Here is a 13,889-nt window from a genome sequence, read left to right as displayed (position 1 = left end):
TCACGCCGCGTCGAGGCCCAGCACCTTCGCCTCCACCGCCGGGTCAAGGCCCACCGCGGGCCGGTCGGGCCGCTGCGGCGCGCTCCCGCCGATCTCCCGCAGCCAGCTCCAGGTGTCGGCCACGGTCTCCGCCACCGGCCGGCAGCGCAGCCCCGCCCCGACGGCCCGCGAGACGTCGGCGCTGTGCAGCGCGGCTTCCAGATCACTGCCCGGCGGCACCCACACCGGCAGCTGGGTCCACGGCTCGATTCCCGCGCCGAGCACCACGTCCGGGTCGGTCCACCGCAGGTCGGCGGCGCCTGCGGTCACCTTCGAGCAGGCGTCGAGGAGCGCGCCCATGGTGGTGTGCCCACGCTCGCCCGTCACGTTGTACGGTCCGCTCAGCTCCCGCTCCACCGCCCCGAGGACCCACTCGGCGAGGTCCCGGACGTCGATGCACTGCAACGGCAGCTCCCGCGGCCCGGGCGCCAGCACCGGACCGCCCCGCGCGATCCGGTGCAGCCACCACGGCAGCCGCCCGATGTTCTCGTATGGCCCGATGATCAGCCCCGCCCGGACGAGCAGCGAGCGGTCCGCGCCGAAGACCTCGGTCGCGGCCAGCTCACCGCCCAGCTTGTCCCGGGCGTAGTCGCTCTGCCCGGCGTCGGCGGAGGCGCCCTCCACCAGAGGAGCTTCCTCGGTGTACCCGGGGGGCGGCGCCCACGCGTACACCGAGCGGCTCGACACATACACATACCGCCCGACGCGGTCCCGCAGCAGCCGCGCCGCGTCCCGCACCGCGGACGGCGCTGCCGACCAGGTGTCGACGACGGCGTCCCAGGAGCCGCCGCTCCCGGCGAGTGCGGCGAGCCCGTCGGGAGCGGTGCGGTCGCCGTGCAGCGACCGCACCCCGGCCACGGGTGTGTGCCGTCCACGATGGAAGACGGTCACGTCCCAGCCGCGCCCGAGGGCCGCCTCGACGACGGCCCGTCCCGCGAACTCCGTACCGCCCAGCACCAGAAGTCTCATGGCACCGACTCTGCACGCCGAAGCGGCCGCACGGGAGGCATATTTGCCGTCAGCAGACGACCGGTGCCGTCAGCGCCCGGTCGGCGGGGAGTACTTGTAGCCGACCCGGCGGATCGTCTGGATCGCCTGGCGGTTCTCGGCGCCCAGCTTGCGGCGCAGCCGGGCGATGTGGACGTCGACGGTACGGCCGTCGCCCACATGTCCGTAGCCCCACACCGTGGTGACCAGCTGGTCGCGGGTGTGCACCCGGTGCGGGTGCGCGACGAGATGGGCGAGGAGCTCGAACTCCAGGTAGGTCAGGTCGAGTTCCGTGCCGTTCACCTCGGCGGTGCGCTGCACGGTGTCGATACGGACGAGCGGGTCGCCCTCGGCCTCGCCGGCCTGGCCCGCCGGGTCCGGCAGGAGGGGCGGCTGCTGGTCGGCCGGGACGAGCACCAGGTAGCCGATCATCGGCGGCCGGCCCGGCAGGGTGGGCAGGGTGTGCTGCGGGGCGGGCAGCCAGGTGGCGCCGGGCGGCAGGAAGTCCACGACGCCGGGGACGTCGTCCGGGCCGACGGCCCGGAGTCGATGCCGTGCGCCGCTCTCGGACGGGGTGGGGAGAGTGGCGGTGGACAGGGAACGAGTGGTCGCCATGAGAAGTCAGCTCTTTTCGCGCGAGGAGGTTCGTCGGTGGACGTACGTCGACTGCGCGCTGGCCGAAGGCCGAAGGGGTGTACGGCTTTAGAGGGCCCGCGCGTTCACCGCGCGGCAACACACCCGGTCGAAGTCATGGTGCTGACGGGAGGGCCAGAACGGCTCGAGGTCATGGCGACCCGTCGCGCTGGGGTTCTGGAAGCTGGCCATGCGCTCATTGAAGCAGACACAGGCCCGCAACAGGAGACTCCTCTCACTGCTTGGACGCTTCTTCGACAGGAAATCGAGCGTGGTGTGCCTCACCCCATCAGGCGTTTGCGCCAGACCAGGGGAGTGATGGTGATGGTCTTGTCCGCACTGCCGTCCCACTCCGTGGACAACCCGGCGGCATCGAGAGCGGCGACGATCTTGCGGCCCACGGCGGCGGTGGCCTCCGGGCTGTTGTCGATGTCTCCGTAGTAGAGGGTGAGTTCGTCGTGCTCGGCCGCGCTACGGGTGCACTGGTAGTGGAAGAAGACGAATCCCCGGGCGCCCGCGTCCGCCATCTCGGCGCCGATCTCCGCCTTCCCGCAGCCGCCGCAACACGTGAAGTTCTCCCGCGCGACGATGCCGTCGCCCTCCAGCGCGGCGAACGCCCGCTCCAGGCGGTCCGGGTCGGTCGGCCCCGACCAGGTCTCCTGCTCCTCGACCCGCTCCAGCCACAGCCGCTCGACGATCGGGCGGGCCTGGGCGGTGGTGAGCCGGTCCTCCACCATGTACACGGTCTCGCGGATGATCTCCTTGAGGCCGAGATAGCCGTCGGCAAGCGTCTCGCGCACGTACTTCTCGGCCTGCGCGGCGACCTCCGGGTCGGGCGGCGGCACCTCCTGGGGCGCCGCGAGCTCGTCGCGCTGCCAGGTGACCCCGGCGTCCCAGTCCTTCTCCTGCCGCGCCCAGCGCGCCATGACGTCCGCGACGAGGTCCGGGTCCGTCACCTCGGTCACCCACATGTGGGGGACCGAGCCGGTGCGGTGCTGGAACTCGTAGACCCCACCCGGCTCGTGGGCGACCTGGATGAACACCGCCGGCCGGTCCGGTATCCGCTGCGCGATCAGGAAGTGATCGCCGCTGCCCCCGATCCGGTGCACCAGCTCGCGCAGGCGCGCGGCCGAAATCCGGGTGTGCGTCTCGTAGTTCTCCGTCTCGACCTTGATGTCGAGCGAGCCCCCGTCGATCTCCATGCCCCCACCTTCGCACGTCCCGCTGACAACGCACCGAGGGGCGCCCACCGAAGGTGGACGCCCCTCAAGAAGCCACTGGCCGGCGGATCAGACCTGACCGGCCTTCTCCAGCGCGGAGCAGCACGTGTCGACGATCAGACGCGTCACCAGGTACGGGTCGACGTTGGCGTTCGGACGGCGGTCCTCGATGTAACCCTTGCCGTCCTTCTCGACCTGCCACGGGATACGGACCGAGGCGCCACGGTTGGAGACACCGTAGGAGTACTCGTTCCACGGGGCGGTCTCGTGCAGACCGGTCAGACGGTCGTCGATGCCGGCGCCGTAGTGCTTGACGTGGTCGAGGGGCTTGGAGCCCTCACCGAGCGACTCGGCGGCGGTGATGATCGCCTCGTACGTCTCGCGCATCGCCTTGGTGGAGAAGTTGGTGTGCGCGCCCGCGCCGTTCCAGTCGCCCTTGACCGGCTTCGGGTCCAGGGTGGCGGAGATGTCGAAGTCCTCGGCGGTGCGGTAGAGCAGCCAGCGGGCCACCCACAGGTGGTCGGAGACCTCCAGCGGGGAGACCGGGCCGACCTGGAACTCCCACTGACCGGGCATGACCTCGGCGTTGATGCCGGAGATCGCCAGACCCGCCTTCAGGCAGTTGTCCAGGTGGGCCTCGACGACGTCACGGCCGAAGATCTCGTCGGCGCCGACACCGCAGTAGTAGCCGCCCTGGGGGGCCGGGAAGCCGCCCTTGGGGAAGCCGAGCGGGTAGCCGTCCTTGAAGAACGTGTACTCCTGCTCGATGCCGAAGATCGGCTCCTGAGCGGCGAACTTCTCGGCGACCTCGGCCAGCGCGGCGCGGGTGTTGGAGGAGTGCGGCGTGAAGTCGATGTTGAGGACCTCACACAGGACCAGGATGTCGTCGCCGCCACGGATCGGGTCCGGGCAGGTGAACACCGGCTTGAGCACACGGTCGGACGCGTGACCCTCGGCCTGGTTCGTGGAGGAACCGTCGAAGCCCCAGATCGGCAGCTCGGCGCCCTTGGCGTCGTCGGCGAGTATCTTGGTCTTCGAGCGAAGCTTGGCCGTCGGCTCGGTGCCGTCGATCCAGATGTACTCAGCCTTGAAGGTCACGGGACACATCCTTCGGGGTGGGTCTCTAGGCGCATGTGCGGGTGCTGCGGCGCTGCGGCACTGAAACGCCGCGCTTGATGCCCGGCAGCCTGTCAACAGGCGATTTCCCGATCATTGCTCCAATGTGAACCCCGTGTTACCTGGTGGTTCTGTGGCGCGTCTCACGCCGTGAGGACGGCCGGTGTGCAGAAGCCGACACAGAAAGCCGACAGAAACCCCTGCTCGCGGTGGTACGGCGCGATGGCTCGTATGCGATGCGGTTACCGAAGACGTGGAGGTCCCGCTGTTCGTGGCCGCGAACAGCGGGACTGTGACACGTACGCGGTTCTACGCCGTCGGCCTCACCCCACCTTCTCGATCAGGGCCCGTCGGATCAGGAACTTCCCGGGCTCGCGGACCTGCTCGAAAGCGGCGTTGTTGAGCAGGGCACAGCTGCCGGAGACCGAAGTGACCTCCACCGTCGTGGACTTGTTGTTGTCCAGGTTGGTGACCTTCAGCTTCGTCCCCGCCGGGAACTGGTTGCTGGAGGCGGCAGGTGCCCCGCCCTCGCCGGAGAGGGTGACGGTGGAGCCGTTGCAGACCTGCTGACCCGAGGCGGCGGCCGGTGCGCTCGGCGCCGCACTCGGTGCCGCACTCGGTGCCGCGCTCGCCGCGGCGCTCGGTGTGGCCGGCTGTGCCGCCTGGGAGTCCTGAGCCGACTCCCCAACGGCGCACCCGGACGCCTCTTGCTGCACCTTGATCTGTGCGATGACGGCCTCGCGGTTGGCGATCCGGGCCGTGGACTGCGCGTCCGGAGCGGCCCGTTGACCGTCGATGAACTTCTGGTTGTTGCCGAGGGCGGTGGCAAGCCCCTGGCAGACGACCGAGTCGGCCTTGGTCCGCACATTCTGCGGAGCCTGCGAGGCGTTCGAGGTGCTCGCCATGACGAAGGCCCCGCCACCCGCCACCGCGGCCGCACCGACGAACAGCGCGACCTTCTTGCCCGTACTGACAGTTCTCCTACGCGACATGCGCGCCTCCTGAGAGGTCGGGGAGCGTACGCCGCTATGTACGAGATACCGAACGAGGTTACTCAGCGGTTACAGGAGTCACTGAAGTAACCTGCGTCACACAGTACTTGGGTCCTCGTACGCCACCACGTTGTCGTCGGCGTACTGGAGGAGATCCTCGGTCTCCTCGGTGATCGCGGCCTCGTCGGTCTCGGTCCCGTCCCCCCACTGTCCGTTGGCGAACACCACGGACCGCACGGTCATCAACCGCCGGAACACCCCGGCCGACCCGGGCGGCACGGTGGGCAGCCCGGCTTCCGGCGGCGGATCGAGCGACACCACCTGATAGGTCACCGGGTCCATCGAGGCCATCGCGAACACCTTCGAGGCGTCCTGGACGGTCCGGAAGCTCAGCACGGTCACCGTCACCTGCGACCGCCGCTCGGCGTCCGTGAACAGCGCGGCGGTCAACCGCTTGCACCCCTGCCCCTGTTGGATCAGCGCGGCCAGCTCCGGCGACATGCCCTCGGAGCAGTCGGTGGTGGTGGCCAGGTCGACGCGCTCGTACCGGGAGCCGTCGCCGAGCCGCACGCTCTTCGCGGGGAAGGCCTGCTCCGGACGGATCACGGGCCGGGAGAGAAGGGAGGGCAGGGCGGACGGGGCGTCGGAGGGCAGGGACGCGGTGACGGACGCGGCCGCCGACGACGGGGGAGCGGTCGCCTCCCCGCCACCGTCTCCGCCCGCGAACAGCACGGCTCCCGCGGCGATCGCCGCGACGAGGACGACGCCCGTCCCCGCGGCCACCGCGCGCCGGGTGCGCCGCCGCCGGCGTATCCGCTCCTGCTCGACCACCCACTGGGTGTACGGGTCCACGGCCCCGTACGGCGTTCCTTGATCACCGAAGCTCATGGCGGCGGAGGGTAACAGCGCCGAGGCCCCGAACTCCCGCCGCCCGACAATCACTTGCCTACCGGGACAGAGCATCCCGTACGGCTTCGTCGGTGCGGCCGACCACCGCCGTCCCGTCCTCCGCCGTGATGATCGGCCGCTGGATGAGCTTGGGATGCTCGGAGAGCGCCTTGATCCAGCGGTCCCGCGAGGACTCGTCCCGGGCCCATTCCCTGAGCCCGAGCTCCTTGGCGGCGGCCTCCTGGGTGCGGGTGATGTCCCACGGTTCGAGGCCGAGGCGGTCGAGTACGTCCTTGATCTCGGCCTCGCTCGGTACGTCCTCCAGATAGCGGCGGACGGTGTAGTCGGCGCCCTCGGCGTCGAGCAGGGTGAGGGCGCTGCGGCACTTGGAACAGGCCGGGTTGATCCAGATCTCCATGCCGCCCACGGTACGCGAAAACCCGTTCTCCACCTGGGTCACAGCGGCCCCGAAAGCCCTTGTGGCCAGGGCCTTTTGTCAGTGGCGGAGGGTAGAATAGTAGAAGTGTTCGAGGGTGTTGCGGGGGGCGTCGTGGCCCTCCGTGGAGACCCTGACCGCGACAGGAGGATGCCTGTGCCCGCTGCCGCACTGAAGCCGTTGCCCACCCGGTCGACCGCTCAGCACCCGGTGCTGCTGGACCTGCCGTACGCGCCCGTGGAGAAGCGCGCACTGCCGCCCGGACGCCCGCGCGAGTGGTACATCACGCACAACCGCCGCCTCAAGGCGATGCGGCTCGCCATCGCCCTGCTCGACTCGGGCGTCTATCTGCCCAACCAGGCCCGCAACGACACGATACGGACCACGGCGGAGACGATCGGCGTCCATCCGCCGTCGGACACGACGTGCCACATGGTGCGGGCGCTGATGCGTTACGCGCGGTGAGCCGTGGCGCCGGGTACCCCGTGCCGCTCGGGGTGCCCGGCGCTGGGACATCGCGTCGTGGCCGGCATGACCCCGGCCGCCCTCACCTCGTACGCCCGGCTCTGCGGCACCGCCCTCGCCCGGGCCCACGCCCGCTCCGGCGACCGCATCGCCATCGCCGCCTACCTGGGCAAGGCCGACACCTTCGACCAGGCCGTCGCGGAGTTCGCCCGGACCTATGCCGCCCAGACCATCACCGACCACGCCACCCTGGCCGCCACGGTCGCCGCGGGAGTGGTGAGAGCGGCCCCGGAACTCTGACGACCCGCGACCGAGCCCTCAGGCGTACCGCTCCAACAGCCCGCCCACATAGGCTTCCAGCCGCCCGCCCAGCACCGCCGGTGTCAGCTCGGTCCGCCCCAGCTCGCGCCACGGCCCGGCCAGTTTCCCGGCGTCGGGGGCGTAGGCGAGGGAGTCGAGCAGCCGCCAGTACAGGTGATCCGTGCCGTCGGCGAGTCGACGTCCGCCCTGGGCCTCGTAGCGGTCCCGGAAGCCGAGCCCGTGCTCGGGCCCGTGCAGCAGCGCGAGCGCCGTCGAGCAGTGGGCGACGTCCAGGTCGGCGGGGCCCCACGAGGTCTCGACCCAGTCGACGACACCGCTGATCCGCAGGCCGTCGGTGAAGAGCACGTTCCCGGGGTGGAAGTCCCGGTGCAGGAAGACGCCTTCGTACGACGGCGGCTCGCGCCGGATGACGTCCACGGCCCGCTCCCACAGCGCGCCCTCGGGTACGCGCACCCGCTCGGGTGACGTCCAGGCCTGATAGGCGCGCGGGCGTTCGCCGGGTACGACCTGGTGGATCCGTACGAGTTGGGCCGCCAGTAGATCGAGTCGCCGTTCGAGATCCTCCTCGTCGGCCCGCACCCGGCCCGGCAGCCGGGACATCAACAGGCCCGGGTGATCGCTGTGTTCGGCCGTGGCGTCCACGGCGAGCAGCTCGGGGGCCGGGATGCCGTCCTGGCCGGCGAGCAGGGTCAAGATCGACGCCTCACGGTTCAGGAGGCCGGGCGCGTGGTGCCGGAAGAAGGGTTTCACGAAGGAGCGCAGGACGAGGTCCGAGCCGTCGTCGAGTGTGAGGGCGCGCATCTGCGAGCTCCAACCGCCGGACAGGAAACGGGTGGTGGCGACCGTACGGCCCGCGGGAAGCTGCTTGGCCACCCAGGCGCGGGTCGCCGTCCAGCCCTCGACCAGCAGCGCGTCGGCGAACTCGCGCCGGTCGTCGGCGTGATCGTGGCACCAGAGGCCCAATCGGTGCTCGGCGTCGGGGAGTTCGAGGCGCGTGTACTGCGACCGCGCGGCCAGCGCGTCCTGGACGGCCTCCGTCACGGCGGGCGGGATGACCTCGTCGTGGCCCGGGACGGCGAGCACCGCCCGCCCCTCGTACGCCCGCAGCGCGTCCAGCGCGGGCGCCCCGCGCCAGCTGTCCGGGGTGCGCAGGATCGTGCGGAACCGGCTGTCCCCGCTGCCGAACGGCACATCCCACGCCTCGGCCGCGTACACCGCCGGCGAGCACAGCCCGATCGCCGTCACGCGCTCCCCGTAGTGCCGTACGAGATCCGCCACCGTCTGCCCGCTCATGCTGAACCCGACGAGGATCAGCGACCCGTCCGCCGGCACTCTCGCGTCGATCACCGCGACGGCCTGCTCGAAGCGCCGTCGCAGACTCAACTCCCGCAGCTCACCCGTGGATTCGCCGTGCCCCGAGAAGTCGAGCGCCAGGACGCCGCAGCCCCGGCCCGCGAACTCCGCCACGACCGGCGCCAGCCGCTCCTTGCTGCCGTTGCCCGCCCCATGCAGCAGAACGGCGGTGGCCCGGTCCGGACCACCGCCGCCGTACACCCCGCTGAGCCGTTCGCCGTCATGGTGCTGAGTGAACGAGGAGATCATGACCTCATTCACTCATGGCGGCCCGGGCGTCAGGAAGCGGCTTCCGCCTTCGGTGACCGCGCCGCCGCGATCGCCTCGCGCAGATGGTCCTCGTCGGCCTGGCTCAGCGAGGTCTGCACCAACTCGCCGCCGAACGGGGTGAGTTGCGGGATCACCTTGTCCCGGGCGGCCTGCTTGACCAGGACGAACAGGGCGGCGGCGCCGGGCCGGAGGTTCTGGCTGAGGTCCTTCATGAAGTTGTCGTTGATGCCGGTGTCGGTGACCGCGCCCCCGGCGGCGCCTGCCGCCGCACCCACCGCCGCGCCGAGCAGCGGGGCCAGGAAGAGCAGCCCGATCACGCCGCCCCACAGGGCGCCGCCCGCCGCGCCCACGGCGGTGTGGTTGACGGCCTGGTGCAGCTTGATCCTGCCGTCCTCGCGCCGCTCGACGACCACGACGTCCTCCAGCTCGAGGAGATGCTGCTTGGACAGCTCGATCACCTTCTCGCGGACCTGGTTGGCGGTGGCGAGGTCGTTGTAGGCGACGACGAAGAGATCACTCATCCGGGAACACCCCTTATTGGTGCAATGTGACGTTTCGCCCGACTCTAGGGTCCCGGAATGCGGGGCGCACGCCAGGGAGCGGGAAAAGGAGATGCACACGCAGTGACCGTCTCCCTACGCTGGACACGCATTGCGGAGCTGCTCCCCACCGCTTGCCGCAGGACCGGTTTCACCGGGCGGCCCCGGGACTACTCTGCTGCTCACCCACCCACGCACACGGAGGCCCGTGATGGGCACCATCGTCATGGCCGGGGCCGCGGTCCTGGTCGTCCTCGGATTCGGAAACAACGTCTACTGGCTCGCCGCCGCTGCCGTGCTCTTCCTGTACATGCAGTACGGGCGAGGCGCGTCCTCGACGCCCTCCTCCCGGGGCGGTTCCTCGTCCGGAGTCATGCCCAGCGACTACCGGGCGTACCGGGAGCGCCGTGACAAGCAGGCCAAGTGGGAGCGCCGCTACCGCCGCGACCGCCCCTTCGAGTCCCGCCGTCAGGAGCGCGAGAAGAAGGGCAAGTGAGCCCTTGCCGGGCGCTCCCCGGCCACCGGCGTCACAGGCCGGGGGCGCCCCACACCGGGAACCAGCGGCTCAGATCCTGCTCGATCCGCAGATCGTCCCCGAGAGCCGCTCTGACCCGCAGTTCCAGCGAGTTGTCGCGCCGCTGCCCCCCGTCGGGCAGTGGCGCGAACGGGAACCAGGTACCGCGCTTGTAGAGGTAGACCAGCGCGAGCGTACGGCCCTCGCCGTCACGGAAGCCCGCCAGCGAGCACAGCAGCTGCGGGCCGAAGCCGTTGACCTCCATCGAGGCGTTCACCGCGTGCAGGTCGTTCACGAGCTGGGGAAGCTCGTCGGGGGCCCGCTCGGAGACCAGCCAGGAGTAGCCGTACTCGTCGCGCCGCAGCTGGACCGGGGGGCCGTCGCGGTCGGCGTCCGCGTCGAGGAGTGCCTGCACCTCCCGGTGCGTCTGCTCGAACGCGGCGCCCTCGACCGTGGCGAAGCACACCGCCCCGCTGCCGGTCGGGGTGAACCCCGCGGCGGCCTCCAGGGTGACGGCCGCCGACGGCAGTGCGAAGAGCTGGTCGAGATCGGGCGCGACCGGTTTCGTACGCCCGAGCAGAATGTCCAGCAGCCCCATGGGTGTCAGTCCGCCTTCCCCGGGGTCGCGGCCTCACCCAACTCGGTGGAGATCCGGCCCAGTTGATCCAGTCGCTGTTCCAGACTCGGGTGGGTGGAGAAGAGCCGGGCGATGCCGGGCTCGGACCCGAGAGCCGGGGTGAAGTAGAAGGCGTTGAACGCCTGCGCGGTCCGCAGGTCCTTGGTGGGGATCCTCGCGATGTCCCCGGAGACCTTGGTGAGTGCGGAGGCCAGCGCCGAGGGCCGTCCGGTCAGCTGTGCGGCGGCCCGGTCGGCGGCCAGCTCGCGGTACCGGGACAGGGCCCGGATGAGCAGGAAGGAGAGGGCGTACACGGCCGCGGAGACCCCCATCACCCCCGCGAAGACGACGGCGGTGTTCTGGTCCTTGCGCCCGCTGAAGATCTGCGAGTAGAACGCGAACCGCACGATGAGCCCCGCCAGGACGCCGAGGAAGGAAGCGACGGTGATGACGGCGACGTCCTTGTGCGCCACATGCGACAGCTCGTGGGCGAGCACACCCTCCAGCTCCTCGGGCGCCAGCCGCCGCAGCAGTCCCGTCGTCACACACACCACGGCATGATCCGGATTCCGCCCGGTGGCGAAGGCGTTCGGCATGTCGATGTCCGACACGGCGACCACCGGCTTGGGCATGTCCGCGATGGCACACAGCCGGTCGACGACCCCGTGCAACTGCGGATACTCCTCCCGCTCCACGACCCGCCCGCGCATCGCGAACAGCGCGACCCGGTCGGAGAACCAGTACTGCGCGCCCAGCATCCCCGCGGCGATCACCACGACCAGCAGCCAGGACTTCAGCAACACGATCAACGCGGCAACGAAGGCCACGTACAGCAGTCCGAGCAGAAAAAGCGTGACCGCCATCCGCACGGTCAGCCGCCGATCGCTCCGGAAACGGCTCTGCATCTGCATCACCCCGCAGTCAGGCACTCGCCCCACTGCCAGTGTGCACCCGCCCCCACCATGAAGCGGTCGTGATCACCTCTAGGACCAGCAAAGGTTCAGTCCTTGAGCCCGGCGCGGTCCGCTAATACGGCGCCCGGAAGTTCGTGTACCCCAGCAGCACGATGACCGCCGCCACGATCCCGAAGACGACCACCGTCGACACCCACGGCGACCGCGGCCGTCGTACCCGCTGCGGTTCCGGTCGGAACGGCTGCGGTTCAGGCGGGTTCTCCTTCCAGCGCGCGGCGAGCATCCGGGCCCGTGCGGAGGGCTCCTTCTCCTCGGCGCCGTCGGCCCACCGGATGTCGAACTCCCGCTCCTCGTCGTCCTGTTCGGCCATCCCCGTAACCCCCGGTCGCCCTTCTCGCACGTCTGTTCCCGAAACCATACGACGGCGCCCCCGCCCTGAGAAACCAGGAACGGGGGCGCCGAGAGAGCCGGGAGAACCGGCCCAGGTTCGATCACACGTCGAAGTACAGCTCGAACTCGTGCGGGTGCGGACGCAGCTGCAGCGGCGCGATCTCGTTCGTGCGCTTCAAGTCGATCCACGTCTCGATCAGGTCCGGCGTGAAGACGTCGCCCTGGAGGAGGAACTCGTGGTCGGCCTCGAGGCGGTCGAGGACGGCCGGGAGGGAGGTCGGGACCTGCGCGACGCTCGCGTGCTCCTCGGGAGCCAGCTCGTAGAGGTCCTTGTCGATCGGCTCGGCCGGCTCGATCTTGTTCTTGATGCCGTCCAGGCCCGCGAGGAGCAGGGCGGAGAAGGCCAGGTACGGGTTGCCGGAGGAGTCGGGCGCACGGAACTCGACGCGCTTGGCCTTCGGGTTGGAGCCCGTGATCGGGATACGCATGGCCGCGGAGCGGTTGCGCTGCGAGTACACCAGGTTGATCGGCGCCTCGAAGCCCGGGACCAGACGGTGGTAGGAGTTCACCGTCGGGTTGGTGAAGGCCAGCAGCGACGGGGCGTGCTTGAGGATGCCGCCGATGTAGTAGCGGGCCATGTCCGACAGGCCCGCGTAGCCCGCCTCGTCGTAGAACAGCGGCTGGCCGCCGGTCCACAGCGACTGGTGGACGTGCATGCCCGAGCCGTTGTCACCGAAGATCGGCTTCGGCATGAAGGTCGCGGTCTTGCCGTTCTTCCAGGCCACGTTCTTCACGATGTACTTGAAGAGCTGGAGGTCGTCGGCCGCGGCGAGCAGCGTGTTGAACTTGTAGTTGATCTCCGCCTGGCCGGCGGTGCCCACCTCGTGGTGCTGGCGCTCGACCTGGAGGCCGGAGGCGGCCAGCTCGAGGGAGATCTCGGCACGCAGGTCGGCGAAGTGGTCGACCGGCGGGGTCGGGAAGTAGCCGCCCTTGTAGCGGACCTTGTAACCGCGGTTGTTCTCGACCGCACCGGTGTTCCAGGCGCCGGCCTCGGAGTCGATGTGGTAGAAGCTCTCGTTCGCCGAGGTGGCGAAACGGACGCTGTCGAAGACGTAGAACTCGGCCTCGGGACCGAAGTACGCGGTGTCCGCGATACCGGTCGACGCGAGGTAGGCCTCGGCCTTCTTGGCCACGTTGCGCGGGTCACGGCTGTACTGCTCGCCCGTGATCGGGTCGTGGATGAAGAAGTTGATGTTCAGCGTCTTGTCGCGGCGGAAGGGGTCGATCCGCGCGGTCGACAGGTCGGCGCGCAGCGCCATGTCGGACTCGTGGATGGCCTGGAAACCACGGATCGACGAGCCGTCGAACGCGAGCTCCTCGTCCGGGTCGAACGCCTCGACGGGCAGCGTGAAGTGCTGCATGACGCCCGGCAGGTCGCAGAAACGGACGTCGACGAACTTGACGTCCTTGTCCGCGATGAACTTCTTGGCCTCGTCGGCGTTCTGGAACATCCAGCTCCTCCTACCCCCGACGGTTCCATGCCGGGGTGGTAGTTCGTTTGTGCGGCCAGTGCGGTGGCACACGATGACGACGACACTAGGGACGCGTGATTTCTCGGGCGTGACCCATTTGTTTCGCACAAGTTAACCGGACATCCCGCTCCGCACCCCACCTGTCCGCATCCCGAAACGCGGGCAGTACGGTGGACGGGTGGACAAGAGGGAAGCAATCGGATCGTGGCTCTCGGGGCCCCGTGCGGCCGCCGAGCAAGCCGGTGTGGACTTCGGATACCGCGGGCAGCAGCTGGGCCTGCCGGAGGAGGGGCCGGGCTCCATCGCCCGGCCGGGGCGGCGGCTCGGAGCACTCGCCGTGGACTGGGCGATGAGCGTTCTGATTGCATCCCAATTGATCACTCAGGGCTACGAGGTCCCGGCGACCTCGAACTGGGCGCTGCTGGTCTTCTTCGTGATGAGCGTGCTCACGGTCGGGACCATCGGTTACACCCCGGGCAAGCGCCTCTTCGGCCTGCGCGTCGTCGACCTGGCGACCGGCCGCCCGAGCCCGCTCCGCGGCCTCCTGCGCAGCGCCCTGCTGTGCATCGCCGTCCCGGCCCTGATCTGGGACCGCGACGGCCGGGGCCTGCACGACAGGCTGGCACGCACGGTCGAGGTGCGGATCTAGTTCTCCTACGACGAA

General features: G+C 70.0%; 16 protein-coding genes and 1 pseudogene. 4 read left to right on the top strand and 13 right to left on the bottom strand.

What is annotated here, in order from left to right:
* From TN53_RS08565 to TN53_RS08535, 7 genes are all read right to left on the bottom strand, one after another.
* Entirely contained in the window at window positions 1-1,008 is a 1,008-nt protein-coding gene (locus tag TN53_RS08565; RefSeq protein ID WP_046257813.1) for an SDR family oxidoreductase, read from the bottom strand.
* 69 nt (window positions 1,009-1,077) lie between these two features.
* Entirely contained in the window at window positions 1,078-1,641 is a 564-nt protein-coding gene (locus tag TN53_RS08560; protein WP_046257812.1) for a winged helix-turn-helix domain-containing protein, read from the bottom strand.
* 299 nt (window positions 1,642-1,940) lie between these two features.
* Entirely contained in the window at window positions 1,941-2,861 is a 921-nt protein-coding gene (locus tag TN53_RS08555) for a DUF6891 domain-containing protein (protein WP_046257811.1), read from the bottom strand.
* Between the two features lie 87 nt (window positions 2,862-2,948).
* Window positions 2,949-3,977 carry a glutamine synthetase gene (gene glnII, locus TN53_RS08550; RefSeq protein ID WP_046257810.1) on the bottom strand — a complete coding sequence of 343 codons (1,029 nt, stop codon included), beginning with the start codon at window positions 3,975-3,977 and terminating at the stop codon, window positions 2,949-2,951.
* A 341-nt stretch (window positions 3,978-4,318) separates the two neighbouring features.
* A complete protein-coding gene (locus tag TN53_RS08545) occupies window positions 4,319-4,987 on the bottom strand; it encodes a hypothetical protein (protein ID WP_046257809.1) in 669 nt (222 codons plus the stop codon).
* Window positions 4,988-5,083: 96 nt separating this feature from the next.
* The gene (locus TN53_RS08540; protein ID WP_234441528.1) at window positions 5,084-5,875 is read right to left on the bottom strand and encodes a hypothetical protein; all 792 of its coding nucleotides are present in this window, start codon (window positions 5,873-5,875) and stop codon (window positions 5,084-5,086) included.
* Between the two features lie 58 nt (window positions 5,876-5,933).
* Window positions 5,934-6,293: an arsenate reductase family protein gene (locus TN53_RS08535; protein WP_199924534.1), complete on the bottom strand. Its 360-nt coding sequence runs from the start codon at window positions 6,291-6,293 to the stop codon at window positions 5,934-5,936.
* A gap of 174 nt (window positions 6,294-6,467) precedes the next feature.
* On the opposite strand from TN53_RS08535, the gene TN53_RS08530 reads away from it, so the two are divergent.
* Entirely contained in the window at window positions 6,468-6,776 is a 309-nt protein-coding gene (locus tag TN53_RS08530) for a hypothetical protein (protein WP_046257807.1), read from the top strand.
* Between the two features lie 45 nt (window positions 6,777-6,821).
* Window positions 6,822-7,076 (top strand): annotated as a pseudogene (locus TN53_RS08525) (DUF2252 family protein); the annotation flags it as partial.
* Window positions 7,077-7,094: 18 nt separating this feature from the next.
* Here the strand turns inward: TN53_RS08525 and TN53_RS08520 are convergent.
* Together TN53_RS08520 and TN53_RS08515 are read right to left on the bottom strand one after the other, a co-directional pair.
* Entirely contained in the window at window positions 7,095-8,699 is a 1,605-nt protein-coding gene (locus TN53_RS08520; RefSeq protein ID WP_046257805.1) for an alpha/beta fold hydrolase, read from the bottom strand.
* 29 nt (window positions 8,700-8,728) lie between these two features.
* Window positions 8,729-9,241, bottom strand: coding sequence for a DUF1269 domain-containing protein (locus TN53_RS08515; RefSeq protein ID WP_046257804.1), 513 nt, complete (start codon window positions 9,239-9,241; stop codon window positions 8,729-8,731).
* Between the two features lie 229 nt (window positions 9,242-9,470).
* Between TN53_RS08515 and TN53_RS08510 the strand changes: the two genes are divergently transcribed.
* On the top strand, window positions 9,471-9,755 hold the full coding sequence (locus TN53_RS08510) for a hypothetical protein (protein WP_046257803.1): 285 nt from the start codon (window positions 9,471-9,473) through the stop codon (window positions 9,753-9,755).
* A gap of 31 nt (window positions 9,756-9,786) precedes the next feature.
* Here the strand turns inward: TN53_RS08510 and pspAB are convergent, their stop codons facing one another.
* From pspAB to glnA, 4 genes are all read right to left on the bottom strand, one after another.
* On the bottom strand, window positions 9,787-10,371 hold the full coding sequence (pspAB, locus tag TN53_RS08505) for a PspA-associated protein PspAB (protein ID WP_046257802.1): 585 nt from the start codon (window positions 10,369-10,371) through the stop codon (window positions 9,787-9,789).
* 5 nt (window positions 10,372-10,376) lie between these two features.
* Window positions 10,377-11,294, bottom strand: coding sequence for a zinc metalloprotease HtpX (htpX, locus tag TN53_RS08500; RefSeq protein WP_046257904.1), 918 nt, complete (start codon window positions 11,292-11,294; stop codon window positions 10,377-10,379).
* A gap of 121 nt (window positions 11,295-11,415) precedes the next feature.
* The gene (locus TN53_RS08495; protein ID WP_046257801.1) at window positions 11,416-11,673 is read right to left on the bottom strand and encodes a hypothetical protein; all 258 of its coding nucleotides are present in this window, start codon (window positions 11,671-11,673) and stop codon (window positions 11,416-11,418) included.
* Window positions 11,674-11,794: 121 nt separating this feature from the next.
* On the bottom strand, window positions 11,795-13,204 hold the full coding sequence (glnA, locus tag TN53_RS08490; RefSeq protein ID WP_046257800.1) for a type I glutamate--ammonia ligase: 1,410 nt from the start codon (window positions 13,202-13,204) through the stop codon (window positions 11,795-11,797).
* A gap of 199 nt (window positions 13,205-13,403) precedes the next feature.
* Between glnA and TN53_RS08485 the strand changes: the two genes are divergently transcribed.
* A complete protein-coding gene (locus TN53_RS08485; protein WP_046257799.1) occupies window positions 13,404-13,874 on the top strand; it encodes an RDD family protein in 471 nt (156 codons plus the stop codon).
* Window positions 13,875-13,889: the final 15 nt, after the last annotated feature.

Source organism: Streptomyces sp. WM6386, from assembly GCF_000972385.1.
GTDB lineage: Bacteria > Actinomycetota > Actinomycetes > Streptomycetales > Streptomycetaceae > Streptomyces.
The sequence above is the reverse complement of the archived record's forward strand: the minus strand, read 5'-3'. Positions and strand labels throughout refer to the sequence as shown.